Origin of the sequence: Microterricola gilva (genome assembly GCF_004217495.1) — a bacterium.
In the GTDB taxonomy this organism is placed as follows: Bacteria; Actinomycetota; Actinomycetes; order Actinomycetales; family Microbacteriaceae; genus Microterricola; species Microterricola gilva.
On record NZ_SHLC01000001.1, the window covers coordinates 2,639,623 to 2,664,654 of the forward strand.

Consider the following 25,032-nt stretch of genomic DNA (forward strand, 5'->3'; position numbering starts at 1 on the left):
AGTGTTGCCAATGTCTGTTCCTGTCATCCCTCTCATTCACACTGCGCGTCGCGGCGCATCCGATTTCGCGCTGACCCCCGCGGTCCCGGTTGTCGCTCCCGCCGAACTTGAGGCAGTCGCTCGGCGGTTCGTCAGCGACCTCGCGACGGATTCCCCCATCGATCTCGACGTCGCAACGGATGCTCCGCTGGGCGTTGCGATCCGGCTCGAACTCGCCGCTGACGGCCTGGACGCGTTGCCCGCGACCGGCGGCATCCGCGCCGACGGCGACAGCCACGCCGACGAGCGGCACGGCCTCGCGATCGCCGAGAACGGCATCCGCGTGTGGGGCGCCACCCCCGAGGCTGTGCACCGCGGACTCACAACGCTGCGGCAGTTGATCACCGCCCACGCCGGTGACGGCGTCGCCCAGCTGCCGGCTCTCGAGGCCGTGGACGCCCCCCGCTTCGCGTGGCGCGGTCTCTCGCTCGATGTCGCCCGCACCTTCCACGACGTCGAAACCGTGCGCCGCGTGATCGACATGTGCTCGCTCTACAAGCTCAATGTTCTGCACCTGCACCTCACCGACGACCAGGGATGGCGACTCGAGGTGCCGGAGTGGCCGAGCCTCACCGAGGTGGGAGCGCGCGGCGCCTTCGGCGATCGCCAGGGTGGCTTCTACACACGAGCGGATGTCGCGAGCCTCGTCGACTACGCGGCCGACCGCTTCGTCACCATCGTTCCGGAGATCGACATGCCAGGCCACACGGCGGCTGTCTTCGCCTCGTACCCCGAGCTGGCACCCGAGAACCCTCTCACCATCGAGTCGATCCCCGGCTTTGACCTGTCGATCGGCACGCTCGACCCCGACCGCGAGCTCACCTGGACGTTCGTCAACGACGTGGTGCGATCCGCGGTCGAACAGTTTCGGCAGAGCGCATACGTGCACCTGGGCGGCGACGAGGCATTCGGCATGGCCGACGAGGCGCACGCGGCGTTCGTCGACCGTGCCATCTCGGTCATCAAGGACCACGGCAAGCTCGCTCTCGGCTGGCAGGAGATCGCCCGCGCCGGCATCGGGGCCGGCGACGTGGTGCAGTACTGGATGGAGCCGAACGAGAGTGCGGACGGTTTCGAATCCGATGCTCTCAAGGCCATGGTGCCTGAGGCCTTCCTGCCGATGCTGCTCGAGACTCTCGCCAAGTCGGTGCACGACGTGCCGACCGCGCTCGACAAAGGTGCGACCCTGCTCGTGTCACCCACGAGCCGCCTCTACTTCGACCGGCCGCATCTGGCCGAATCCGCCGACCCCGCCCAGGAGGAGACCCGGGCGCGTGTCGGGCTCCCCGTCTATCCCCCGGCGTCGCTGCGGGACGGTGTGGAGTGGGACCCGATCGATGAGACGCCCGTTGTCGACTCCGACGATCGCATCGGCGGCGTCGAGGCCGCGGTCTGGTGCGAGACCGTGACGAGTCGGGATGACCTCGAGTTCCTCCTCCTTCCGCGCCTCGCCGGGGCGGGCGAGAAGGCGTGGGCCGCCAGGAACACGACGGAGTGGGCGAGCTACTCTGCACGCCTCGCGGGGCAGGCCGGCGCATGGGATCGTCGAGGCTGGAACTGGTTCCGCTCCTCCGAGGTCGCCTGGCCGGCGCCCGCGGTGGCTCAGGCGCAATAGCTCGTGCCCGTCGTCCGGTCAGCGGCCAGAGCGCTGCTGACCGGACGGACGCCGGTCGTGCGGCACCGAAGTTGTGGTGCCCCTGGAGGGACTCGAACCCCCAACCCTTTCCTTAGGACGGAACTGCTCTTCCATTGAGCTACAGAGGCTGACCGATTGAGTCTACCGGTTCGCGGACCGAGGAATCCCGCTGACCGCGGCTCAGCGCCCCGCGTCCACGCGCGCGGCGATGGCGTGCCTCGCGGCGATGTGGCCGTACACGAGCCCCTGGCCGATCGTTGCTCCTGCACCGGGGTAGCTCTGTCCGAAGACGTTGGCGGCCGAGTTGCCGATCGCGTAGAGACCGGGGATCGGGCTCCCGTCCGCGGTGAGCGCGCGACCGTCGGCGTCGGCCGTGATGCCGCCGCAGGTGCCGAGGTCCGACAGCACGAGCCGGATCGCATACAGACCGCTGGGATCGAGCGGGCGGAGATTCGGGTTGGGCGCGATCGTCGGATCACCGTAGTAGCGGTCGTAGGCGCTGTTCCCGCGGCCGAAGTCCTCATCGACGCCGGCGGCGGCGAGCTCGTTGAAGCGCTGCCCGCTCTCCCGCAAGGCGCCGGCCGGCACCCCCATCCGCTCCGCGAGCTGTGCCCACGACGAGCCGCGCACGGCGATGCCCTGCTCGTACCACGCCGTCGGCAGCGGCATCCGCGGAAAGGTCGCACCGCCGAGCAGATAACTGTTGCGGTACGCCTGGTCGAAGATGAGCCACATCGTGCCGACCGGCCTGCCCTCACGCTCGCGCTCGAGCACGTCGTGACCGAAGGACATGTAGTCCTCTGCCTCGTTCAGGAATCGGGACCCCGTCGCATCGACGATGAAAGAGCCGGGCAGCGAACGCTCCGCGAGCATCACCGTCGGCTTCTCACCGGCGAGCGGAGCGATCGCGGGGAACCACCAGGCCTGGTCCATGAGGGCGACACCGGCGCCGACCGCCTGCGCCGCGCGGATGGCATCTCCGGTGTTGCCGTCGCTGCCGAGGCTCCAGCCCTCGAGGGTCGTCGATTGCAGGCTGCGCCGCAGCTCGAGGTCGTGGTCGAATCCGCCGGCGGCGAGGATGACACCGCGCTTCGCGAGGATCGTCGTCTCCTGGCCGCCGCGCGTGACGACCGCGCCGACGACGGCGCCGGCATCGTCGAGCACGAGCCGCTGCATGCTCGTCTCCGTCCACACCGGTATGCCAGCGCGCACGACGCCGTCGAAGAGGCCGGCGGCGAGCGCCCGCCCGCCCGCGGCGTACTCACGGCCGATGAGCTTGCCGCCGATGCCCTGCACCGCCCGCCTGAATGCAACCCCGAAGCCACGCAGGGGCTTCTTGGCCAGGAGGTTCAGCCACTTGTAGTCTGCGCCGGTCACCGGCATCGGGACGGGTGCCTCCATGACCGCGGCGCGCAGCCGGGCGCGCTCCGCTCCGAGCCGCGCCACGTCGAACGGGCGGCACTCGCAGCTGCGCCCGCTGGCGGAGCCGCCCGGCAGCTCTGGGTGGTAGTCGGAGTAGCCTTCTGCCCACGTGAACTGCATGCGCGTTGTGCGCTCGAGCATGCGGACGGTGTCTGAGCCATGCGTGAGGAAGCTCTCCCAGCGCGCCTCTGGGGCCGTCCCGTCGACGACGGCGGAGAGGTACTCGCGGGCCTTCTCCTGCGTGTCGTCGGCGCCCTCCGTGGCGAGAACCGGATTCGCGGGGATCCAGAAGGCCCCGCCGGATCGCGCCGTCGAACCGCCGACGAAGGCCGTCTTCTCGATCACGAGCACGGTGGCGCCCTGCTCGTGTGCGGACAGCGCAGCCGCGAGCCCGGTTCCTGATCCGACCACGAGGAGGTCGATCGTCATGTTCTCGGTCATCTTCGACGCAGCTCCGATTCACTCGCAGATTATGGACCCATCCTGCACGACGTGCATGTCGTGCACAATAGGCACATCATGCCAATCAGGGCACAGGCAACGTCATCCTCCGTGCGTCAGGCTTCTGCCATGACCCGCAACACTCGCTTCCGCGATGCGCGACTTCTGGCGATGAATCTCGCCCACCGCGGCGTGATCGCGGCATCCGGCGGTCGGATCGGTTGGACGATCGGCCCGATGCCGGTCGTCGAGCTGCACACCATAGGTCGCTCCAGCGGCAAGCGGCGGTCTGCCATGCTCACCGCACCGGTGCACGAGTCTGACCGGTACGTGTTGGTGGCCTCGAAGGGCGGCGACGACCGACACCCCCAGTGGTATCTGAATCTCGTGGCGAATCCGGATGTCGAGATCACCGTGCGCACCAGGACGCTGCCCATGCGCGCCCGCACCGCAACGGCAGCGGAGAAGGCCGAGCTCTGGCCGCGGATCATCGCCGTGAACCCGGGCTACGCCGGCTATCAGCGCAAGACGAGTCGCGACATCCCGGTGGTGATTTGCGAACCGCGCCGAGCGGTTTACGGCGGCGGGTAGAGGTAGAGGTCGACCTCGCCGATCGGCACGGTGCGCCGGTGGTAGGCGTGGTCGTTGCCCCAGTTGTACTCCTCGAGCACGACGGTGCCGTCGCCGGGAACCGACTGCACATAGGCCACGTGGTTCGCCGTGAACCACGCGACAGCACCGGGGATCGGCTCGTAGCTCGTTGTCCAGCCGTGACTGTTCCACTCGTTCGCCCAGTTGTAGGCGTTGCCGCCACCCGGGGTGAGGTTCGACCACACCCACTTGAATGGGCCGGTCGCTCCGGCATCCCTGTTGAGCCGCCACGCCACGAAGTCGACGCACTCGCGGTAGTAGTAGTTCATCGGCGAGAAGCCGCCACCCTGATCGTCGGTCGCTTCCCACGGCCAGGGGTAGTCATCGCCCTCTTGCCGCACCCCGGGGGTGGTGTTCGCCCCGGCACGCGCGCGCGCCGCTGCAGCTTCGGCCTCGGCCTGCTCGGCGGCCTGGCGCTCGGCCTCCAGGGTGAGGCGCTGGATCTCCTCGGAGCTCACGGCGGCGAATCCGTCGCTGGAGACGGTGACCTCCGGCGAGAAGCTCGTGATCTCGACGCTCTGCGCGCCTGCGGTGCTCGCCGCGCGGGTGTCGCTGGCCGCGAAGCTCTCTCCGTTGCTGCCCGGGGCGAAGGCGTAGGCCGGCAGCGCGGCCGTCAGGAACAGCCCGGGCACGACGGCGAACGTCACGAAGGAGCTCATCAGGCTGCGTCGGCTCTTCGGCTTGCGCGGCGGTCCGGCCAGGGCCGCACGCAGCGGGGCGGATGCCGCGGCCGCGCGCTGCACGCTGTCGCGGAGCGCCCGCACCACCGCGGCGTCGGGCACGGGCACCGCCGGAGCGTCGGACACAGGCGCATCGGGCACCGCGACGACCGCCAGTTCCCCGCCGGGCGCGGCAGCGCCACCAGCTTCGGCAACCACAGCCGATGCAGGCACGGCCGATTCAACAGTGCCCGGTTCGGCTGTGGCAGCCTCGGCCTCCTCGCGCGCCCACTGTTCGCGCATCTCGCGCCTGCTCGGCAGGGCGGCATCCGTGCTCGACTCTGCACCGAGTCGGCTTGATGCGGCTTCTGTCACGCGTGGTCCTTATGCTGCACACGAGCCGGGGCGATTGCCGCGGTGCGTCGTGCGTGGGGGCTGGGTGCGGGGTTCGGAAACCCCAACCTCGCCAACAGTACGGGAGCGCCGTGACCTTGTCACCACCCAATTCGAGAAGCTTCAGCTGCGCCTTGAGAGTTGGCCTACTCGTACGCCTCGTCGACCTCCGCGTCGAGCTCCTCGTCGTCGACGGCGAGATCCTTGACGGTCACTCTGGTGGCATTCGTCAGCAGCCCCTGCACGGTGTCGCTCTCGGCCGGGTCGACGACGGCCACGACACCGGCACTGCCGGCATCCAGCGTCTCGCTGATCGCCTCGAGATCCTTCGATGGCGTCTTGCGCGAGATGTGCCCGGCCAGCGCACCGATGCCGGCGCCCGATCCGCCTGCGACGACGAGCGCGCTGCCGAGGGCGACGGCCGGGAACAGCGCGACGGCGAGGCCGCCGGCGAGACCGATGGCCAGCCCCTTCCCGGCCCCGCGGTGCTTTCCGTCGTCATCCCGCTTCGGCATGCTGAGCTTGCCGTCGAGGTCGCGCTTGATCACCGCCGCATCGAAGGAACCGTGCTTGTCCGTTGCCTTGTAGTGCTCGTGAACCTTTTCGAAGTCGGCCACGGCCTCCTCCTCTGTGGCGTACTGCGCCGCAATCGCGACATATGCCTTATCAGCCATCTCAGCTCTCCTGTCTTCCCCTGCGGCAGCTGCGCCGTCCGGCAGCACCATCGGTCGTTGCAGCGACTCTAGGGCGCCGTCCGGCCGCGGCCATCACGCACATTGGGTGATGTCGGGTGCAGCGGAACCGAGCGCCGCTACGCCGCGGGTTCGAGGAACGCGTCCCACTCCGGCAGCGTCCGTTCCGTGCCGCGCACCCGCCATCCGCCCTCCCGCGGGACGTATGGCGTGAAGCGCAGCTCCCACCCCATCTCGGCCGGCGTGCGGTCGCTCTTGACGTTGTTGCAGCGCAGGCAGCACGCCACGAGGTTCTCCCAGGTGTCTCGCCCACCACGTGAGCGCGGCAGCACGTGGTCGATCGTGCTGGCGGACTTGCCGCAGTACCCGCAGCGGTGCTCGTCGCGGCGCAGCACTCCCCGCCGACTCACCGGGGTCGCACGCCCGCGCGGAATGCGCACGTAGCGCGTGAGCAAGATCACCGACGGGCGATCCCACACCCCGGAGGTCGCCCACACCGGGTGCCCGGTGTCAATCTGCAAGACGCGCGCCTTGTCATTCATCACGAGCGCGAGCGCCCGCTTGAAGCTCACGACGGCGAGCGGTTCGTACCCGGCATTCAGCACCAGTGTGTGCATGGTCTCCCTCTCGAAGCAGGCTGCACGGCTTGCAGCCATTCGACTCTTCCGACGGGTGAGGGAACGAAGCGAGCGGTCGAACACGCGGGGTTAAACAGAAAAGGACACCGTCATATCGACAGTGTCCTTCAAGCCACTCTGGTGGCTGGGGCGTGTGTGACTGCTGTGCCTCCGGGCAAACAGGCAGCGGGCATCCGTGGTGTGAATGTTCCGTGCCCTGTCCATTGGCTCTCCGAGAATCTCTCAGTACGTCAGGGCTTCAGGCTAAACCACTTTTCCGCCGCAGTCGTACAGCAGCGCGCCGCCGGCATCGATCGTCACCGAATGTTCACCGATCGGCGATCCCCCATGACGGCAGCGAAACGGCGAGCGGACGCCGTGGCATCCGCTCGCCGCCCTATCGCGGGCTCGGCCCTAGATGCCGATGCGCACGATGTAGTAGTCGCTGGTCCAGATCGGCTGCACCCGCACGGAAGCACCCTCGTATGGGGCGTGCAAGATGTTGCCGTTGCCTGCGTAGAAGCCGTCGTGGCCGTCCATGATCACGAGGTCGCCGGGCTGGGCATCCTCGATCGCGATGCGCGTTCCCGCTGCGCCCTGGCCGTTCGAGGAGTGCGGGAGCGAGACGCCGAACTGCGCGAAGACGTACATGACGAAGCCGGAGCAGTCGAAGCCGGCCGGCGTCGCGCCGCCATAGACGTACGGGACGCCCTGGTACTGCAGCGCCACGTTGTAGACGGAGGCGAGATCGTAGCTCGGGTACGGCGGGTTGGCGAGGAAGTCGCCGACAGACGGGCCGGAGTAGGACGCGGCATACGAGGTCATCTGTGCTGCCACCTCGGCGGCGCGCTCGGCTGCGGCCTGCGCGTCCGCGGCAGCCTGGATGTCGGCCTGGCTGACGGCGTCGTAGCCGTCGGCGGAGACGGTGATGTTCGCGGCCTGCTTGTCGACCTGCACGTCCTGGGCCTGCGCCTTCGAGAGCGAGCTGGCTGCGGATGCCGCGAACTCCGGGTCAGTGGACCCGGGCGCGAAGGCATATGCGGGCAGGGCGATCGTTGCGATCATGCCGAAGGAGAGGGTCACCACGACGGTGTTGCGGAGACCCTTGCTGCGCGGCTTCCGGCGCATCGCCTCCGGGGGCATCACTGCTCGCGTCGCTGCGGCAGTGCCGGCAGCGGGGACGAGTGCGTTGCTTGTTGAACTGTGAGAACCGCCCCTGCGGGAGCGCTTGGAACCTAATAGAGCCAAAGTTACCTCCGGCGCCCCAGCAGCACTAGGTAGCTGCCCCGTCCAATGCGCATACGCGTATTGTTTTCGAGATCAGAGACGGGTCTGGGGGACGTCTGCTCTCGAGTCCATCGACCGGCTTCTGGTCAGTGGGACTGAACCGAGGTTACCCGCTGACCTGGGCGATGTCACATCCAAACACGCCGTTTCTAACGAAATGGTAACGCTTGCCACGGCCAAAGCCGCGTCATTACTGGGATTCGGCGGTCACAAAAATGTGGATGGCAACTTCGTTGGGAAGCTCCAATCCCTCACCGAAACCATCGACCTGCACCAGGACATAGGAGCCGGCGGCCGAGAACGTTCCGGTGGCGCCGGGCATCACACCGGACTGCTTGAGCTGCAGGAGCAGCTCGGGGTCGAACTGCACGGGCTCACCGAGACGGCGCACGACGGCCTGCACGGGCTCCGTGTCGCGCCCGACGAGATCGACGATGCTCTCGACGCCCGTCATGAACGGGGCGGCGGGCGGCTGGCCGAGCTCCTCGAGGCCAGGGATCGGGGTCCCGTAGGGCGATTCCGTGGGGAACTTCAGGATTTCGAGGAGCTTGCGCTCCACCTGCTCGCTCATCACGTGCTCCCAGCGGCAGGCCTCGTCGTGCACGAGCTCCCACTCCAGGCCGATGACCTCGGAGAGCAGGACCTCGGCCAGACGGTGCTTGCGCATCACGTGCACGGCCTTGCTGCGTCCGTCGTGGGTGAGCTCGAGGTGCCGGTCACCGGAGACGACAACGAGACCGTCGCGCTCCATGCGGGCGATCGTCTGCGAGACGGTCGGGCCGGAGTGTCCGAGGCGCTCCGAAATGCGCGCGCGCAGCGGCACGATGTTCTCTTCCTCGAGATCCAGGATCGTGCGGAGGTACATCTCCGTGGTGTCGATGAGATCCGTCATTCGCGCCTCCCCATACATAACTCACGCTCGCGTGCACAGCGCTTCGTGCACGCAGGTAACAAGACTACCTGCCCCGCGGTGCCCACTTAGACTCTTCTCATGCCGCAGATTACGATTCCCGCCGCCCTCCTGCCCGCCGATGGTCGATTCGGATGCGGTCCGTCCAAGGTCCGTCGCGAACAGCTCGACTACCTTGCCGGTGCCGGCTCCGCCATTCTCGGCACCTCGCACCGCCAGGCTCCGGTCAAGGACCTTGTCGGCCGCGTGCGCGCGGGACTCGGCGAGCTGTTCCGCGCTCCGGAGGGCTACGAGGTCGTGCTCGGCAACGGCGGTTCGACCGCATTCTGGGACGCGGCATCCTTTGGCCTCATCGAACGTCGCAGTCAGAACATGAGCTTCGGCGAGTTCGGCTCCAAGTTCGCCACCGCCGCCGGCGCCCCGTGGCTCGAGGCACCCGACATCCGCAAGGCGGATGCCGGCTCCATCGCCATGCCTGAGGCCGTCGCCGGCGTCGACGTCTACGCCTGGCCGCACAACGAGACCTCGACCGGCGCAGCCGCGCCCATCACCCGCGTGGCCGGCGATGCCGGTGCGCTCACGGTGATCGACGCGACGAGCGCGGCTGGCGGCATCGACTTCGAGCTCAGCGAGACCGACGTCTACTACTTCGCACCGCAGAAGAACTTCGCTTCGGACGGCGGTCTCTGGTTCGCACTGTTCTCGCCTGCGGCGATCGAGCGTGTCGAGCGCCTCGCGGCCAGCGGCCGCTACATCCCCGAGTTCCTCAGCCTGAAGAACGCCGTCGACAACTCGCGGCTCAACCAGACGCTGAACACCCCGGCCCTCTCCACGCTGCTGCTGCTGGAGAACCAGGTGGACTGGATCAACGAGAACGGCGGCCTGAGCTGGGCCGGCGCACGCACGGCCGAGTCCTCCGGCGTGCTCTACGACTGGGCGGAGCGCGTCGACTACGCGACGCCGTTCGTGACGGATGCCGCGCACCGCTCCCCCGTAGTCGTCACGATCGACTTCGACGACGCGATCGACGCCTCGGCCGTGGCCAAGGCGCTGCGCGCCAACGGCATCGTCGACACCGAGCCGTACCGCAAGCTCGGCCGCAACCAGCTGCGCGTCGCCACCTTCACGGCCATCGAACCGGATGACGTGCGCGCCCTGGTCGCCTCGATCGAATACGTGGTCGGCCAGCTCGGCTGATCCGACGTAGGCGCGGAGGGCCTGATGCGATTCTGGTTGAAAGACAGCGAACGGCGGCCTGATCCGCTGCCCGTCCGCGCCGATGCCCGCAAGGCGGTTCTCGCCGGAACCGTCCTGTGGGTGATCGCGGCGGTGCTCTGCGCCCTGTTCCTCCCGCAGCTGGATGCCGCCGGCTTCGCTTGGTGGCTGGGTTGCGCGCTCTTCGGCGCGGTGATCGGCATCATCGGTCTCGTCGTGGTGCAGCGCCGCCGCCGCTGAGGCTCCATCGCTCCGTGCACACAACGCAGTAATGGCCCCGAAACCGATGGTTTCGGGGCCATTACTGCGTTTTCTGCGGCCGGTTACGGCCGGGCCGCCCGCTCAGTCGCGGGCTGCGTCGTCCTCGTCGTCCGAGTCGTCATCCGAGTCGTCGTCGTCGTCCGAGTCGTCGGAGTCCTCGTCCTCGTCGTCGGAGTCGTCGTCGTCGTCCGAGTCATCCTCGTCGTCGTCCGAGTCATCCTCGTCGTCGTCCGAGTCGTCCTCGTCGTCGGAGTCGTCCTCGTCGTCGGAGTCGTCCTCGTCGGCGCCGCCTGCCTCGTCGACGTGATCCTCAGCGAGGTGATCGATGTCGAGGCCGTCGATGTCGCCCGCGTGCGCCTTCTGCTGCACATCGTCGGCGAAGTCGTCGTCGAAGTCGTCATCCGACTCGTCGTCGTGCTCGTCGTCGTGCTCGTCGTCGTCGTGCTCGTCGTCCGCGTCATCGTCGTGCTGCTCGGCGTCGTGCAGGAGCTGCGCGGCCTGGTAGTCGGCGAGGCGTTCAGACCACGGCACCCACTCGGGCGCGAGCAGCGCGTTCTCGCCCGGCATGAGCTCGGACTCGAGAACGGTCGGCTTCGTCTCGTCGCCGATGCGTGAGAGGGTCACGGTCCAGTGCCAGCCCGGGTAGCCGCTCAGGCGGCTCTCGAACAGCAGGGAGAGCACGTGGTCCTCTTCCGCGACGTGACCGATCACGCGGCCGATCGTCTCGGCCGGAGTGAAGTCGAGCAGCGCGGCACGGGCCATGTCGACGGCGGCGAGCAGCACCTCGTCGGTGACTGGAGCCGCCACGGGCTCAGCAGGCTGCGCGGCGTCGGCGCCCTCACCGAGGGCGACGCCGTCGCCGGCGTCGCCGGGCTCGGCCGGAGCGAACGGGTCGTTCAGCCTCTGGCCGGCGTCGGCGGCATCCGTCTCGCCGTGTTCAACGGTCATGTCAGGCATCGAGCTCGTCCGCGACGCGGCGGAGCATCGCAGCGATCTTGTGGCTGTGCGAACTCTCGGGGTAGCGGCCGCGCTTGAGGCCGGCGCCGATGCCGTCGAGCAGCTTGACGAGGTCTTCGATGAGGATCGCCATGTCGTCGGCCGGGCGGCGCGTGAGCTTGACCATGCTCGGTGGGGCGTCGAGCACGCGCACCGAGAGCGCCTGGGCGCCGCGCTTGCCGTCGGCGATGCCGAACTCCAGTCGCATGCCCGGCTTGACCGTGGTGCCGGCCGGCAGCGCAGAGGCGTGCAAGAAGACCTCTTGGCCGTCATCAGAACTGATGAAGCCGAAGCCCTTCTCGTCGTCGTAGAACTTGACCTTGCCGGTAGGCATATTTGAACCTCACTGAGTGAATACGCGGGCACGCCGAATTGCGGCGTCGTCCGTGACTAGCTTATTGGGTTACTGCGGCCATCGCCCCGTATCCTAGAGATTGTGAGCCTTCAGCAGTCCGAATCATCCCAGCGTCTCGAGCGCGTCTTCGCCTATATGGTGGCCGGGGTGATCGGAGCGTCGATCCTTGCCTTCATCGCCGTGCTGATCGGCACCGTCGCCGGTGCGGGAGCGGACGACGGATTCAGTCAGGGCATCTGGCCCTTCATCTTCATCTTCCCGATGATCGGGCTGCCGCTCGGCTTCCTCCTGATCATCGCCCTCATGATCATCTCGAGCAGGCGCCGCAGCCGTGCGGCGCGCCAAGACAAGCAGTAGCGGCCATGCTCGCCCTCGCCGCACGACTTCGCGCACTCACCGATGAGCAGTTGACGGCGGCGTTGGGCCAGCGCGAGTTCCCGCTCGTCGGCGTCCGCGACTACTTCGACCTCGCCGAGGCACTCCTGGCCCCCGACTCGGTTCGGGCCGCCCTCGCCACCCTCGACCGCACCCGGCTCGCCGTACTGGCCGTCGCCGGGGACCTCCTCGCCGAAACAGATGCCGCACCCGACATCGCCGCGATCACGGCTCGCATCTGCGATCTCGGTCACGAGTCCATCGACGTCGCCGTCGTGCGCGCCAGGGTCGAACGCCTCGACGAACTGCTGCTCGGAACACTGAGCGACGGGGCCGGATCGGGCAACGGCGACAGCACGGGCAGCGACGCACGGTTCGCACCGTTCGAGGCGGTGGCCGAGCTGCTGCGCGCATGGCCGGAGGACGGGCTGCCGAGCAGCGCAGACCTCGCCGCCCCCTCCCCGCACGCAGCCGATGACGACGCCTCCTCCGCTGCGGCCGCCGACGCGGCCGAAACCCGAGAGGCCGTGAACCGTCTCGCCGCCGAACGCGCCTTCGGCACGACCTCCGTCGTCGCCGAACTCGTCACATCACTCATCGGCGATCCGGCCCGCGAACTTGCCAGAGGAGGGCTCTCCCTGCCCGATGCGAAACGTCTCGCCAGCGACGCGGCCATCGCCTTCGAGGAGGTGCCGCGCTACCTCGGGCTCGCGGAGCGTGCCGGGCTGGTCGAGCGCGAGGGCGCACTCTGGCAGCACAGTGAGGCGGCGGAGCTCTGGCTGCTCGGCGGAACGCCGCAGCGCTGGCGCACCCTGGCGGAAGCGTGGCACCTCGGCCTCGCCCCCGACGTGCGGGTGTTGCTTGCGGCCAGGGCCGAGCGGCCGTGGGGGCAGTTCCTCACCCGGGACGTGCGGTGGATCTTCCCCGCGGCCGGGGACTCGCTGCAGCAACGCATCGACGACCGCACGGCCGAGGCCGAGCTGCTCGGGATCACGGCTGGCGGAGTGCCAAGCACGGCGGGAAGCGCGCTGCTGGAGCACGGCGCGGAGGCCGCGGAGGCCGCGGTGAGCGAGCTGCTGCCGCCGGAGGTCTCGACCGTCTATCTGCAGCACGACCTCACCGCCGTCGCCCCCGGGCCACTCACTCCCCCGATCGACGCACGGTTGCGCACGATGGCGGATGTCGAGAGCCGCGAGTTCGCATCGAGCTACCGCATCACCGCGGCATCCGTGAACCGCGCGCTGGGTGCTGGCGAGAGCGCAGAGGAGATCCTCGCGTTCCTCTCCTCGATCTCGCTGAGCGGGGTCCCGCAGCCGCTGCACTACCTCGTCACCGAGTCGGCCGAGCGCTACGGGCGGCTCCGCGTCGGGCCGGCGACCGACGACGGGCACTTCCAGGGGGCGATCCACTCCGACGACGCCGCGCTCATCCACACGGTCGCCGTCGATCACGCGCTCTCCCAGCTCGGGCTCCAGCAGAGCGGCCCGAACCGGCTGCTCAGCCGTTTCACGCCCGATGTGCTGTTCTGGGCGCTCAGCGATGCGCGCTATCCGGTCGCGGCGCACGACGCCGACGGCGAGCTCGTGCATCTGGCGCGCCGCCGGGTCACCCATGCCGAGGCACCACCGGTCGTCGACCCGCTGCCGGCGCTCGTGGCGACGCTGCGCGATTCGGATGCCGACACCGAACCGACCGGACAGGCCTGGCTCGCGCGCCAGATCGACCTCGCGATCCGCTCCAAGCACACGCTGCTGGTGAGCGTCCGGATGCCGGGCGGCGAGATCTCGGACTACCTGCTCGAGCCGGCGAGCGTCGCCAACGGCCGGCTGCGGGCGCGCGACAGGCGCGCCGACATCGAGCGCACGCTTCCGCTCTCCAGCATCGCCTCCGTCACCACCGCCTGATCGGGGCGCAGGCGCCGGCGCAGCTGTGGAGGTGCGGCTGGTGTGTGGCTGGTCTGTGCGCGGCGGCATCCGTTCTCACTCGATCCGCGTAGACTCGGCGGTTATGTCGGATGGCCCCCTGATCGTTCAAAGTGACCGCACCGTTCTGCTCGAGGTCGCGCATCCGCTCGCCGAAGATGCCCGGCACGATCTGGCGGTGTTCGCCGAGCTGGAGCGTGCGCCGGAGCACATCCACAGTTACCGAATCACCCGGCTCGGGCTGTGGAACGCGCGCGCGGCCGGGCACGACGCCTCAGACATGCTCGCAACGCTTGAGCGCTACTCGAAGTTCCCCGTCCCGCAGACGGTGTCGATCGACATCGTCGAGACGGTGGGCCGCTACGGCCGGCTCGTGATCGAGCGGGATGCCGACGGCGAGCTCGTGCTGCGCTCGAACGATGTCGCCGTGCTCACCGAGGTCGCGAGCGCCAAGCGCATCGCGCCGCTGCTGATCGGGCGCCCGAGCCCGGACACGTACAACGTCGAGCCGTGGGCACGTGGCGCGCTCAAGCAGGAACTGGTCAAGCTGGGCTGGCCGGCCGAGGACCTCGCCGGCTACACGCCTGGAACGCCGCATCCGATCGACCTGGCCGAGGACGGCTGGGCCCTGCGCGACTACCAGCAGAAGGCCGTCGACAACTTCTTCGCCGGCGGCTCCGGCGTCGTGGTGCTGCCATGCGGTGCAGGCAAGACGCTCGTCGGGGCCGGTGCGATGGCGACCGCGAAGACGAACACGCTGATCCTCGTCACCAACACCGTCAGCGCCAGGCAGTGGCGCGACGAATTGTTGCGGCGCACCTCCCTCACCGCCGAGGAGATCGGGGAGTATTCGGGTCAGATCAAGGAGGTCAAGCCCGTCACGATCGCGACCTACCAGATCCTCACGGCGAAGCGGAAGGGCGAGTACGCCCACCTCGCGCTGCTCGATGCCATGGACTGGGGACTCGTCGTGTACGACGAGGTGCACCTGCTGCCCGCCCCCGTGTTCAAGCTCACCGCCGAGCTGCAGGCGCGACGCCGCCTCGGGCTCACCGCGACGCTCGTGCGCGAGGACGGTCGGGAGAGCGACGTGTTCTCGCTGATCGGTCCGAAGCGCTTCGACGCCCCGTGGAAGGAGATCGAAGCGCAGGGCTTCATCTCGCCTGCAAACTGCTACGAGGTGCGCATCGACCTGCCGCAGCACGAACGGCTGAGCTACGCCGCCGCTGCCGACGACGAGCGTTACCGGCTGGCGGCGACGGCACCGGCGAAACTCGGTGTCGTCAGGCAGCTGGTGGCCCGGCATGCTGGCGAGCGGATCCTGGTGATCGGGCAGTACCTCGACCAGATCGACGAGCTCGCCGAAACGCTGAACGCCCCGCAGATCACCGGCTCGACGCCCGTCGACGAGCGGGAGACGCTGTTCCAGGCCTTCCGCGAGGGCAGGGTCGAGGTGCTCGTGGTGTCGAAGGTGGCGAACTTCTCCGTCGACCTGCCTGAGGCGACCGTCGCCATTCAGGTGTCCGGGTCATTCGGTTCCCGCCAGGAGGAGGCGCAGCGTCTCGGCCGCCTGCTGCGGCCCAAGGAGTCCGGGCTCACGGCGAGCTTCTACTCCCTCGTCGCCCGCGACACCGTCGACCAGGACTTCGCCCAGAACCGGCAGCGCTTCCTCGCCGAGCAGGGCTACAGCTACACGATCCTCGACGCGCACGCCATCGCGTGACGCGCAGCGTCACGAAAGGCGGCAGCCCTTCCTTAGGTAATCTCAGGAACCGCAAGCGGTGCTGGTGCGGTTTCGACAGACTCGGCCGGCCGGTTCAGCGGGCGCGGGCGTAGCGCAGCAGCAGCATGTCGCCTGCCGGCAGCGCGTGCAGGAGGCGCATCCGCCGAGCAGCTTCGGCCGCACCCTGCGCGATCCGCCCCGCGCCGCCGGCGACGAGCACCGGGCTGAGGCTCAGGCACAGCTCGTCGACGAGGTCGGCGGTGAGCAGCTCGCCGAAGAGGTGCGGGCCGCCCTCGCACAGCTGCTGCGGCATCCCCCGCTCGGTGAGTGCCCGCACGAGCGTGGCCGGTTCGACGGATGCCGCGCCGCAGTCGATCACCTCGGCCACCTCGGCGAGCGCCTCCCGCCGCTCGGCCGGAGCGGCCGCGTGCGTGAGTACGAGCGGCCGGACGACCGCCTCGCTGAAGAACGGGTGCGCCGGGTCGAGGCCGAGCGACGCCGACACCACGGCCAGCGGCGGTTGATCGCTGAGCCCCCGCGCCCGACGCCACGCCACACTCTCCGCCGGCAGCCGCAGCCCGCCGTAGCCCTCTGCGCGCACGGTGCCCGCGCCGACCACGATCACATCGGCGAGGGTGCGGAGCACGGTCATCAGCCGCTGGTCGTCCGGCGTGCCGAGTGCGCCGCTTCGTCCGCCGAGGGTGACCGCACCGTCCAGGCTGCTCACGAAGTTCACGCGCAGCCGGGGCACGGCTCGCTCCGGGAGCGCGTACGCGGCGAAGAGCGCGGCGTCGCTCGGGGCGGCATCCGCCGTGGCGTGCGTCGCGGCGTCACTCATGCGTGTTGAACTCGCCCATGTTGTGCTTGAGGTAGGCCGGCTGCCGCACTCCGAGTATCGCCTCGGTCATCCGCACGGCCGCGACGCTCTCCGGAACGTTGTGCATGCGCACGATGCGCGCACCGGCGAGGATGCAGGCCACCATCGCGGCGAGCGAGCCCTCGAGCCTGGCCTCCCGCGGGGCGTCGAGCGTCTCGCCGATGAAGTCCTTGTTCGACACCGCGACGAGGGTCGGGTGGCCGAGCGCGGTGAGCTCGCCGAGCCGCCGGGTGATCTCGAGCGTGTGCAGGGTGTTCTTGTTGAGGTCGTGGCCTGGATCGATGACGATGCGCTGCTCAGGCACCCCGCGCGCCATCGCCAGCTCGACGCGGCGCAGCAGGTAGTCGCCGATCTCGACGACGACATCGTTGTAGCGCGGGTGCGGGTACTGAGTGCGCGGGCTGGCGAGGCTGTGCGTGATGACCAGCGTCGCCTCGCTGTCGGCGACGACGTTCGCGAGCTCCGGGTGGAACAGACCCGTCGTGTCGTTGATCACCGTCGCCCCCGCCTCGATGCCGCGGCGGGCGACCTCCGGCTGGAAGGTGTCGACCGAGATCACGCAGTCAGATGCCGCGCGCACGGCGCGCACGACGGGCAGCACGCGATCGCACTCCTCGGCGACGGGCAGCTCCGGCCCCGGCGCGAACGGCACCCCGCCGATGTCGACCCAGTCGGCGCCGGCCGCGACCGCGGCGAGCGACGCCCGGACCGCGTGATCGAGCGCGAAGGTCGCGCCTCGGTCGTAGAAGGAGTCCGGCGTGCGGTTCACCACCGCCATGACCGCGACCTGGCGCGAGAAGTCGAACTCGCGGGCGCCGATGCGGCGCAGCGGATGCCGCAGCAGCGGCTGTGGAAAGCTCGAGGCGGAGTCCATGCCCCGATTCTGCCGCACCGTGAGCCGCTCGGCGGTCCCGGCCACGGCGGTGTCGTCCATCGCGGTGGCAGCCACGGTGCTGGCGGTCCCGGCGGTCCCGGCAGTGTCGGCCGCGGCGGCGGCCACCGGCGCGTGCGCGCTCATCTGACTGCACCGCTCGGCCGCGCACCGAGCAGCGCCGCCAGCGGCACGGCCGGATCGGCCAGCCGGGCGGCATCCACGGGCTCAGCACTCCTGATCAGCGCCTGCACGGTCTCGTTGACGTCCCACACGTTGACGTTCATGCCGGCGACCACACGGTCGGCACGGAGCCAGAAGGCGATGAACTCCCGCTCCGCCAGGTTTCCCCGCACCACGAGCTCCGCGTCGGCCGCCCATATGCCGTAGCCGGAATACTCCATGCCGAGGTCGAACTGGTCGGTGTAGAAGTACGGGATCTGCTCGTAGGAGGTCGCCCGCCCCGCCATCGATTCCCCGGCCGCGAAGCCGGCGTCCTTCGCCGTCGCCCAGTGTTCGACTCGCAGGTGGCTCCCGAGCACCGGGTGGAAGACATTCGCGACGTCGCCGACCGCGAAGACGCCGGGGTGGGAGCTGCGGAAGCCCTCGTCCACGAGGATGCCGTTGTCGAGCGCGAGACCGGCCGCCTCGGCCAGCTCGACGTTCGGCAGCGCGCCGATGCCGACCACGACGAGATCGGCCTGCAACAGTTCCCCGTCGCTCAGGCGGACGCCGGAGACGACGCCTGCGCGCTCACCGACGCCGCCCTCGATGCCGCTGACACCCGCCGCGTTGCGAAGGCCAACGCCGTTCGCCCGGTGCAGGGCGTCGAAGACCGCACCGATCTCGGGCCCGACCACGTTCTCCAGCGGCACGCTCTCCCGGCCGAGCACCGTGACGGTGTTGCCGTAGCCTCTGGCCGCGGCGGCCACCTCGAGCCCGATCCAGCCGGAGCCGATGATGACGACCCGCTTGCCGCCAGGCGCCAGTGCCGCGGCGAGCGCCTCCGATTCCCCGACCGTCCTGAGGTGGTGCACGCCATCCAACTCTGCGCCCGGCCCGGGATAGCGCCGGGAGCGCGCGCCGCTGGCGATGAGCAGCCTGTCGTAGTGGAGCACGTCACCGCCGTCGAGGCTGACGACCTGGTCGGCCAGCGTGACGGCGACGGCGGTGCGCCCACGCAGCACGCGAACGTCGTGCTCGGCGTACCAGGCGGCGTCGTGCACGAAGATGCTCGCGCGCTCAGCCGAGCCGGACAGGTACTCCTTGGAGAGCGGCGGGCGAATGTAGGGGTACTCGTCCTCCCCCGCGACGATGCTCAGCTGTCCCGTGAACCCGGCCGCACGCATGCCCTCGGCGGCGCGGGCGGCGGCGAGACCGCCGCCGATGATCACGTGGTGTTCGGCCGCGCCGTCGCGCCCGGCAACCGCGACGCTCATGACGTCACACCTCCGCCCTGACGGCCGCAGGCGGCGAGGAACTCGCTCCGCGCCTCGCGGTCGCTCAGCAGCTCGCCGTGCCACGCGCTCGTGCTCGTGCTGCTGCCGACGGCCTTGGCTCCGCGGGCCGACATGCACTGGTGCTCCGCCTCGAGCACAACCCCGACACCGCGGGCGCCCAACTCGGCGTGCAGCCAATCGGCGACCTGTTGGGTCAGCCGCTCCTGCACCTGGAGCTCGTGGGAGAAGTAGTCGAGAACGCGGGCCAGCTTCGACAGGCCGATGATGCGCTCGCCCGGCAGGTAGCCGATGTGTGCAACACCCTGGAACGGCAGCAGGTGGTGCTCGCAGAGGGAGCTGAACGGGATGTCGCGCACGAGGACAAGCTCGCGGTAGTTCTCGTCGTTGGCGAAGCTCGTCGCCTCGAATTCGCGCGGCGTCAGCATCTCGACGAGGGCATCGGCGACTCGCCGCGGGGTGTCGGCCAGGTGCGGACTCTCTGGATCGCGGCCGAGCGCCCGGAGGAGATCGGTCACCGCCTCGATCGCGAGCTCCCGGTCCGGTTCGCCAGACGGCACCGCGTGCACGGGGCTCCGCTGGGGGCGGTGGCGAGCGGAATGCGCCGCGGAATCGTCACCGAGCTGGGCGATCTGTGAGGACATGGAGTGCCTTTCTCGCGGCGGAGCCGGCCCTGCTGCTCCTGCTTTCGACAGTAGATCCGAAAACTTCTTGCGTCAAGATTCATTTGTTTTAGAATGGACGCATGTCTTCTTCGAGCCGCCCACTGCCACAGGGCATCAGCGCCATCTCGGCGCTGGACGACCCGGCACGGCGCGCGCTCTACGAGCTCATCGCCGGCAGCGCCGAGCCGGTCGGGCGGGATGCCGCTGCGAGCGCACTCGGTTTCAGCCGCAGCACGACGGCCTTCCATCTCGACCGTCTCGCCGACGCCGGGCTGCTCAGCGTCGAGTTCCGGCGAATCAGCGGCAAGACAGGGCCGGGCTCCGGCCGCCCGGCCAAGCTCTACCGGCGCGCGGCCAGCGAGCTGAGCGTCAGCCTGCCGGCCAGGCACTACGACCTCGCCGGCGAGCTCATGGCTGAGGCGATCGGCGAGTCTGGCGCAAGCGGCGAGCCCGTGCTGGAGACCCTTGCCCGCGTCGCCGCGCGCACCGGGCGCGCGCTCGGCGCGGAGGCCGGCGACCTGACATCCGCACTCGAACAGAACGGCTTCGAGCCACGCGGTGACGCGGCGGGCATCGTGCTCGGCAACTGCCCGTTCCACCGCCTCGCCGAGCGGAATACCGCGGTCGTCTGCGCACTCAACTTCGAACTGCTCTGCGGTGTGGCGGAGGGCGCGGGCGACGACGCCCACGTGATCGTGGCCGACCCGGATGCCGGCGAGTGCTGCGTGCGCGCGATCCCCACCGACCAGCACACTGCCGCCATCGAACCACCGCCGAAACCCGCCCACGAGACATTCAGCTAAGTTCCAGCTAACGCGCAGATACTGGGGTCATGACCGATGGACCTCGCATTCTCATTGTTGACGACGAGCCCAACATCAGGGACCTCCTCACCACCAGCCTGCGCTTCGCCGGCTTCGCCGTGCGCGCCGTCGGAAACGGCGCCCAGGCGATCTCCGCGGTACTGGAAGAGGAGCCGGACCTGATCATCCTCGACGTCATGCTGCCCGACATGAACGGATTCGGCGTGACCAAGCGCCTCCGCTCGGCCGGTTACACGGCCCCGATTCTCTTCCTCACCGCCAAGGACGACACCGAAGACAAGATCACCGGCCTCACCGTCGGTGGCGACGACTACGTCACCAAGCCGTTCAGCCTCGACGAGATCGTCGCGCGCATCAAGGCAATCCTCCGCCGCACCATGCACGCGGAGGAGGACGCCATCATCCGCACCGGCGAACTCACCATGGATCAGGACACCCACGAGGTGCTGGTCGGCGACGAGCCGATCGAGCTCTCCCCGACCGAGTTCAAACTGCTGCGCTATCTGATGCTCAACCCCAACCGGGTGCTCTCCAAGGCACAGATCCTCGATCACGTGTGGGAGTACGACTTCAACGGCGACGCCGGAATCGTCGAGAGCTACATCTCGTACCTCCGTCGCAAGCTCGACCTGCACTCCAGCGAGCCGCTGATTCAGACCAAGCGCGGTTTCGGGTACATGCTCAAGTCCAAGGGCTAGGCACCACGATTCGCTGACAGCCGTCCGTCGGCAGTCTGAGCGGCAGCCCGGCTGTTGCTCAGACTGGCTTTCTACACTGAAGACCTCATGCATCAATCTTTGACCGAACGCTGGAGCCGCATCTCACTGCGCACCAAAATCACCGGCGTCACGGTGTTGATGCTCACCCTCGGGCTCCTCGTCGCCGGCATCGGAACGATGACGATGCTGCGCGTGTACGTGCTCGCGCAGATGGATGCCAGGCTCGCCACGACCGCGGCATCACAGACGACGCTGGAGCAGCAGCTCGCAGTCAGCTGCGACACCACCCTGAACACGACCAGGGAGCGGGCGGCATCCGAGTACTTCGTCGCGATCTTCGATGACTCTGGCAGCCTCTGCAACTTCAACTGGAAGAACAAGCCGGCCACCGAGCTGCCCGTTCCGACGTTCACGATGGATCTGCCCAGCATGATCAAGCTCGACGGCCGAGTCTTCGATCTGCACGACAAGGCCGGTGCGACGACCTTCCACGCCGTCGCGGTTCCCGTCACACTCAACAGCGGGCCAGACGGCACCCTCGGTGTCGCGCTCGTCGCCGTCTCGCTGGCCGAGACGGAGAAGACGCTCGCGACGTACCTCTCGATCTTCCTCGGCTTCGGCGTCGGCGTCATCATCCTGGGCGCCTTGATCACCCGGATGCTGGTGACCACCACCTTCGCGCCACTGCGCGAGGTGGAGCGCACCGCCGCTGCCATCGCCGACGGCGACTTCAGTCAGCGTCTCGGCGGCGCGACGCCCAACACCGAGGTCGGACGCCTCAACCGCTCGCTCAACACGATGCTCAACCGGATCGACCGCGCCTTCAAGGACCGCGCGCGCACGATCGACCAGATGCGACGCTTCGTCGGCGACGCCAGCCACGAGCTGCGCACCCCGCTCGTCTCGGTGCGCGGTTACGCGGAGCTCTACCGCATGGGCGCACTGCAGACGCCGGAGGAAGTGGCCCAGGCCATGGAGCGGATCGAGAAGGAGGCCATCCGCATGGGCGGTCTCGTCGAAGACCTGCTCGAGTTGGCACGTCTGGACGAGACGAAGCCGCTCGCGCTCGCGCCGGTCGACCTGGTGCCGCTCGCCCGCGATGCGGCCCTCGACGCGATGGCGTCCTCTCCTGGGCGCACGATCACCGTCGTGACGCCTCCCCCGGTCACCCTCGTCGACACGGGCGAGATCGAACCGCTTGTCCACCCAGCGGCGCCAGAGGGCGTGAGCAACGCGACCGGCCCGATCGCCTTCGCCGGCGCGACCCTCGCCAAGCTTCGCAGCCGCAGGCCACGCCGCCCAGGCACGGAGGCCCCGCTCAACGCGGCGACGACCGTCGGCCCGTTCGAGGAAACGAGCTCGGTGATGGTGCTCGCGGAAGAGAACAAGATCCGCCAGGTCTTCACCAATCTGCTCGGCAATGCGATGCGCTTCACACCGGTCGAGAGCCCGATCGAGATCAGCGTGAGCCTCGATCGCAACACGGAACGGGCGAGCTTCGCCATCGTCGACCACGGAGAGGGCATTCCGCCGCAGATTCGGGAGAAGATCTTCCAGCGTTTCTGGCGCGCAGACACCTCGCGTGCGCGTGAGACCGGCGGGAGCGGGCTCGGTCTGGCCATCGTGTCGTCGATCGTCGCCGCGCACAACGGCAGCGTCGATGTCGTCGAGACGCCGGGCGGTGGAGCGACGTTCCGCGTCAACCTTCCGTTGGCAGAATCGGCTGCCGCGCCGAAGCCGGTCGTTCCCGACCCCCGCTGATCCGTCGACGCCGACCCCTCTCCTGCACAGGCGGGCCGTTGGCGCGTGTTCCACACAACGTCGATGCTCGTGTGCTGCGGGCCTCGACGGCGCTCTAGCGTTCTGATGCGCTGCGGTTCTGACCCCCGCAGCGCACGGAGGAGCACATGTCCCAGTTCAGTGTTGACAGCGATCAGATGATCGCCACCTCACACGCCGTCCAGGCCGGGATCGAACGACTGCGCGCCGAGGCACACAGCCTCACCGCCCAGGTGACCAATCTGCAGGGGTCCTGGGCCGGTCAGGCGTCCGCCGCATTCCAGTCGGCAGCGGCGGAGTGGGGCGCGATGAATGTGCAGGTCGAGAGCGTGCTCAGCGCGCTGAACCACGCGCTCGGTGCGGCGGGGGCGCACTACGCGGAGGCCGAACAGATGAACGCGCAGCTTTTCCTGCGCTAGCGCCGCTCCGGCATCCGTCTGCAAGGACTTCGGCCGTTCGCAAGGACGCAATCGCCGAGCCCGGCCTTGCAATCGCCCGAACTCCTTGTAATCGGACGACGTTGACACAGAAAACCGGGCGCCTCCAGAAGGAGACGCCCGGCTCATGTACTGCGTGAAGGACTTAGAAGTCCATGCCGCCCGACGGGTCGCCCATCGGGGCCGGGTTCTTCTCGGGCTTGTCGGCGACGACGGCCTCGGTGGTGAGGAAGAGACCAGCGATCGACGATGCGTTCAGCAGCGCGGAGCGGGTGACCTTCACCGGGTCGTTGATGCCGGCAGCGAGCATGTCGACGTACTCGCCGGTCGCGGCGTTGAGGCCGTGTCCAACGGGCAGGTTGCGCACCTTGTCGGCGACAACACCCGGCTCGAGGCCGGCGTTCAGAGCGATCTGCTTGAGCGGGGCGTCGATCGCGACGCGCACGATCTGAGCACCGGTCGCCTCGTCACCGACGAGAGCAGCGATGGCAGCGCCTTCGAAGGCGGTCTTGCCGGCCTGGATGAGGGCAACGCCACCACCGGCGACGATGCCTTCTTCGACGGCAGCCTTGGCGTTGCGCACTGCATCCTCGATGCGGTGCTTGCGCTCCTTGAGCTCAACCTCCGTTGCGGCACCGGCCTTGATGACTGCAACGCCACCGGCCAGCTTGGCCAGGCGCTCCTGCAGCTTCTCGCGGTCGTAGTCGCTGTCGGTGTTCTCGATCTCGGCGCGGATCTGTGCAACGCGTCCGGCGATCGCCTCGACGTCGCCAGCACCCTCGACGATGGTGGTCTCGTCCTTGGTGATGACAACCTTGCGGGCCTTGCCCAGCAGGTCGAGGGTGGCGTTCTCGAGCTTGAGACCGACCTCCTCGGAGATGACCTGACCACCGGTGAGGATGGCGATGTCCTGAAGCTGAGCCTTGCGACGGTCACCGAAGCCGGGAGCCTTGACGGCAACCGACTTGAAGATGCCGCGGATCTTGTTCACAACGAGCGTGGCCAGAGCCTCGCCGTCGACGTCCTCGGCGATGATGAGGAGCTGCTTGCCGGTCTGGATGACCTTGTCGACGATCGGCAGCAGGTCCTTGATGTTGCTGACCTTGCCGTTGACGATCAGGATGTAGGGGTCTTCGAAGACCGCTTCCTGCCGGTCGGGGTCGGTCACGAAGTATGCCGACAGGAAGCCCTTGTCGAAGCGCATGCCCTCGGTGAGCTCGAGCTCGGTGCCGAAGGTGTTCGACTCCTCGACGGTGACAACACCCTCCTTGCCGACCTTGTCGATCGCCTCGGCGATGATGGCGCCGATCTCGGCGTCTCCGGCGGAGATCGATGCGGTAGCGGCGATCTCTTCCTTGGTCTCGACCTCTTTGGCGTTGACGACGAGCTCGGCGATGACCGCTGCGGTCGCCTTCTCGATGCCGCGCTTCAGGCTGATGGGGTCGGCGCCGGCCGCGACGTTGCGCAGGCCTTCGCGAACCAGGGCCTGTGCGAGCACGGTGGCGGTGGTGGTACCGTCGCCGGCGACGTCATCGGTCTTCTTGGCGACCTCCTTGACGAGCTCCGCACCGATCTTCTCGTACGGGTCGTCGAGCTCGATCTCCTTGGCGATGGAGACACCGTCGTTGGTGATCGTGGGGGCGCCCCACTTCTTCTCCAGAACGACGTTGCGGCCGCGCGGGCCGAGGGTCACCTTGACGGTGTCGGCCAGAATGTTGAGGCCACGCTCAAGGCCGCGACGGGCCTCTTCGTTGAAAGCAATGATCTTTGCCATGTGTGATTCTCGTCCCTTCCCGGACGTTCCCAAGA

General features: G+C 68.6%; 24 protein-coding genes and 1 tRNA gene. 11 read left to right on the top strand and 14 right to left on the bottom strand.

Translation table 11 applies throughout. The annotated features are described in order from the left end of the window. The first annotated feature begins 10 nt into the window (after positions 1 to 10). Positions 11 to 1,654, top strand: coding sequence for a beta-N-acetylhexosaminidase (locus EV379_RS12275; protein ID WP_130506385.1), 1,644 nt, complete (start codon positions 11 to 13; stop codon positions 1,652 to 1,654). A gap of 74 nt (positions 1,655 to 1,728) precedes the next feature. On the opposite strand, the gene EV379_RS12280 is transcribed toward EV379_RS12275, so the two are convergent. Together EV379_RS12280 and EV379_RS12285 are read right to left on the bottom strand one after the other, a co-directional pair. Then, positions 1,729 to 1,803 (bottom strand) — tRNA-Arg (locus EV379_RS12280). Between the two features lie 52 nt (positions 1,804 to 1,855). Then, positions 1,856 to 3,538: a 3-ketosteroid-delta-1-dehydrogenase gene (locus EV379_RS12285; RefSeq protein WP_130506386.1), complete on the bottom strand. Its 1,683-nt coding sequence runs from the start codon at positions 3,536 to 3,538 to the stop codon at positions 1,856 to 1,858. A gap of 129 nt (positions 3,539 to 3,667) precedes the next feature. Between EV379_RS12285 and EV379_RS12290 the strand changes: the two genes are divergently transcribed. Further along, positions 3,668 to 4,129: a nitroreductase family deazaflavin-dependent oxidoreductase gene (locus tag EV379_RS12290; RefSeq protein ID WP_130506387.1), complete on the top strand. Its 462-nt coding sequence runs from the start codon at positions 3,668 to 3,670 to the stop codon at positions 4,127 to 4,129. On the opposite strand, the gene EV379_RS12295 is transcribed toward EV379_RS12290, so the two are convergent. The 5 genes from EV379_RS12295 to EV379_RS12315 all read right to left on the bottom strand — a co-directional run bounded on the left by EV379_RS12295 (position 4,114) and on the right by EV379_RS12315 (position 8,729). Continuing rightward, positions 4,114 to 5,223 carry a CHAP domain-containing protein gene (locus EV379_RS12295; protein ID WP_130506388.1) on the bottom strand — a complete coding sequence of 370 codons (1,110 nt, stop codon included), beginning with the start codon at positions 5,221 to 5,223 and terminating at the stop codon, positions 4,114 to 4,116. The genes EV379_RS12290 and EV379_RS12295 overlap by 16 nt on opposite strands. 164 nt (positions 5,224 to 5,387) lie before the next feature. Beyond that, positions 5,388 to 5,915, bottom strand: coding sequence for a hypothetical protein (locus EV379_RS12300; protein WP_130506389.1), 528 nt, complete (start codon positions 5,913 to 5,915; stop codon positions 5,388 to 5,390). A gap of 137 nt (positions 5,916 to 6,052) precedes the next feature. Further along, complete coding sequence (locus tag EV379_RS12305) at positions 6,053 to 6,550, bottom strand: HNH endonuclease (RefSeq protein ID WP_120255686.1); 498 nt, start codon at positions 6,548 to 6,550, stop codon at positions 6,053 to 6,055. 414 nt (positions 6,551 to 6,964) lie between these two features. Then, on the bottom strand, positions 6,965 to 7,693 hold the full coding sequence (locus EV379_RS12310) for a C40 family peptidase (protein WP_130507459.1): 729 nt from the start codon (positions 7,691 to 7,693) through the stop codon (positions 6,965 to 6,967). Positions 7,694 to 8,027: 334 nt separating this feature from the next. Next, positions 8,028 to 8,729 carry an iron-dependent transcriptional repressor DtxR gene (locus EV379_RS12315; RefSeq protein ID WP_130506390.1) on the bottom strand — a complete coding sequence of 234 codons (702 nt, stop codon included), beginning with the start codon at positions 8,727 to 8,729 and terminating at the stop codon, positions 8,028 to 8,030. Between the two features lie 99 nt (positions 8,730 to 8,828). Between EV379_RS12315 and serC the strand changes: the two genes are divergently transcribed. Further along, on the top strand, positions 8,829 to 9,944 hold the full coding sequence (gene serC / locus EV379_RS12320) for a phosphoserine transaminase (RefSeq protein WP_130506391.1): 1,116 nt from the start codon (positions 8,829 to 8,831) through the stop codon (positions 9,942 to 9,944). 24 nt (positions 9,945 to 9,968) lie between these two features. Continuing rightward, positions 9,969 to 10,202 carry a DUF2530 domain-containing protein gene (locus EV379_RS12325; RefSeq protein ID WP_130506392.1) on the top strand — a complete coding sequence of 78 codons (234 nt, stop codon included), beginning with the start codon at positions 9,969 to 9,971 and terminating at the stop codon, positions 10,200 to 10,202. Between the two features lie 102 nt (positions 10,203 to 10,304). Here the strand turns inward: EV379_RS12325 and EV379_RS12330 are convergent, their stop codons facing one another. Then, positions 10,305 to 11,171 (bottom strand): DUF3027 domain-containing protein, encoded by an 867-nt coding sequence (locus tag EV379_RS12330; protein WP_130506393.1) that lies wholly within the window; start codon positions 11,169 to 11,171, stop codon positions 10,305 to 10,307. A 1-nt stretch (position 11,172) separates the two neighbouring features. After that, positions 11,173 to 11,553, bottom strand: a complete 381-nt coding sequence (locus EV379_RS12335) for a cold-shock protein (protein ID WP_055837102.1) — start codon at positions 11,551 to 11,553, stop codon at positions 11,173 to 11,175. A gap of 102 nt (positions 11,554 to 11,655) precedes the next feature. On the opposite strand from EV379_RS12335, the gene EV379_RS12340 reads away from it, so the two are divergent. From EV379_RS12340 to EV379_RS12350, 3 genes are all read left to right on the top strand, one after another. After that, positions 11,656 to 11,931, top strand: coding sequence for a hypothetical protein (locus tag EV379_RS12340; protein ID WP_130506394.1), 276 nt, complete (start codon positions 11,656 to 11,658; stop codon positions 11,929 to 11,931). Between the two features lie 5 nt (positions 11,932 to 11,936). Continuing rightward, on the top strand, positions 11,937 to 13,853 hold the full coding sequence (locus EV379_RS12345) for a helicase-associated domain-containing protein (RefSeq protein WP_130506395.1): 1,917 nt from the start codon (positions 11,937 to 11,939) through the stop codon (positions 13,851 to 13,853). A gap of 103 nt (positions 13,854 to 13,956) precedes the next feature. Further along, positions 13,957 to 15,594, top strand: coding sequence for a DNA repair helicase XPB (locus tag EV379_RS12350; RefSeq protein WP_130506396.1), 1,638 nt, complete (start codon positions 13,957 to 13,959; stop codon positions 15,592 to 15,594). Positions 15,595 to 15,688: 94 nt separating this feature from the next. On the opposite strand, the gene EV379_RS12355 is transcribed toward EV379_RS12350, so the two are convergent. From EV379_RS12355 to folE, 4 genes are all read right to left on the bottom strand, one after another. After that, positions 15,689 to 16,432: a pyrimidine reductase family protein gene (locus EV379_RS12355; protein WP_130506397.1), complete on the bottom strand. Its 744-nt coding sequence runs from the start codon at positions 16,430 to 16,432 to the stop codon at positions 15,689 to 15,691. Then, entirely contained in the window at positions 16,425 to 17,345 is a 921-nt protein-coding gene (gene folP / locus EV379_RS12360) for a dihydropteroate synthase (protein WP_130507460.1), read from the bottom strand. Before folP ends, EV379_RS12355 begins: the two co-directional genes overlap by 8 nt. A gap of 140 nt (positions 17,346 to 17,485) precedes the next feature. Next, entirely contained in the window at positions 17,486 to 18,781 is a 1,296-nt protein-coding gene (locus tag EV379_RS12365) for an NAD(P)/FAD-dependent oxidoreductase (RefSeq protein ID WP_130506398.1), read from the bottom strand. Continuing rightward, positions 18,778 to 19,443 (bottom strand): GTP cyclohydrolase I, encoded by a 666-nt coding sequence (folE, locus tag EV379_RS12370; RefSeq protein WP_130506399.1) that lies wholly within the window; start codon positions 19,441 to 19,443, stop codon positions 18,778 to 18,780. Before folE ends, EV379_RS12365 begins: the two co-directional genes overlap by 4 nt. Before the next feature lie 101 nt (positions 19,444 to 19,544). On the opposite strand from folE, the gene EV379_RS12375 reads away from it, so the two are divergent. The 4 genes from EV379_RS12375 to EV379_RS12390 all read left to right on the top strand — a co-directional run bounded on the left by EV379_RS12375 (position 19,545) and on the right by EV379_RS12390 (position 23,205). Further along, the gene (locus EV379_RS12375; RefSeq protein WP_130506400.1) at positions 19,545 to 20,267 is read left to right on the top strand and encodes a helix-turn-helix transcriptional regulator; all 723 of its coding nucleotides are present in this window, start codon (positions 19,545 to 19,547) and stop codon (positions 20,265 to 20,267) included. A gap of 29 nt (positions 20,268 to 20,296) precedes the next feature. Then, the gene (locus EV379_RS12380) at positions 20,297 to 20,986 is read left to right on the top strand and encodes a response regulator transcription factor (RefSeq protein ID WP_055837142.1); all 690 of its coding nucleotides are present in this window, start codon (positions 20,297 to 20,299) and stop codon (positions 20,984 to 20,986) included. 87 nt (positions 20,987 to 21,073) lie between these two features. Then, complete coding sequence (locus EV379_RS12385; protein WP_130506401.1) at positions 21,074 to 22,768, top strand: sensor histidine kinase; 1,695 nt, start codon at positions 21,074 to 21,076, stop codon at positions 22,766 to 22,768. A 146-nt stretch (positions 22,769 to 22,914) separates the two neighbouring features. Then, complete coding sequence (locus tag EV379_RS12390; RefSeq protein ID WP_130506402.1) at positions 22,915 to 23,205, top strand: WXG100 family type VII secretion target; 291 nt, start codon at positions 22,915 to 22,917, stop codon at positions 23,203 to 23,205. 163 nt (positions 23,206 to 23,368) lie between these two features. Here EV379_RS12390 and groL read toward each other — a convergent pair whose 3' ends face one another. Continuing rightward, complete coding sequence (gene groL / locus EV379_RS12395; protein ID WP_130506403.1) at positions 23,369 to 24,997, bottom strand: chaperonin GroEL; 1,629 nt, start codon at positions 24,995 to 24,997, stop codon at positions 23,369 to 23,371. Positions 24,998 to 25,032 lie beyond the last annotated feature (35 nt).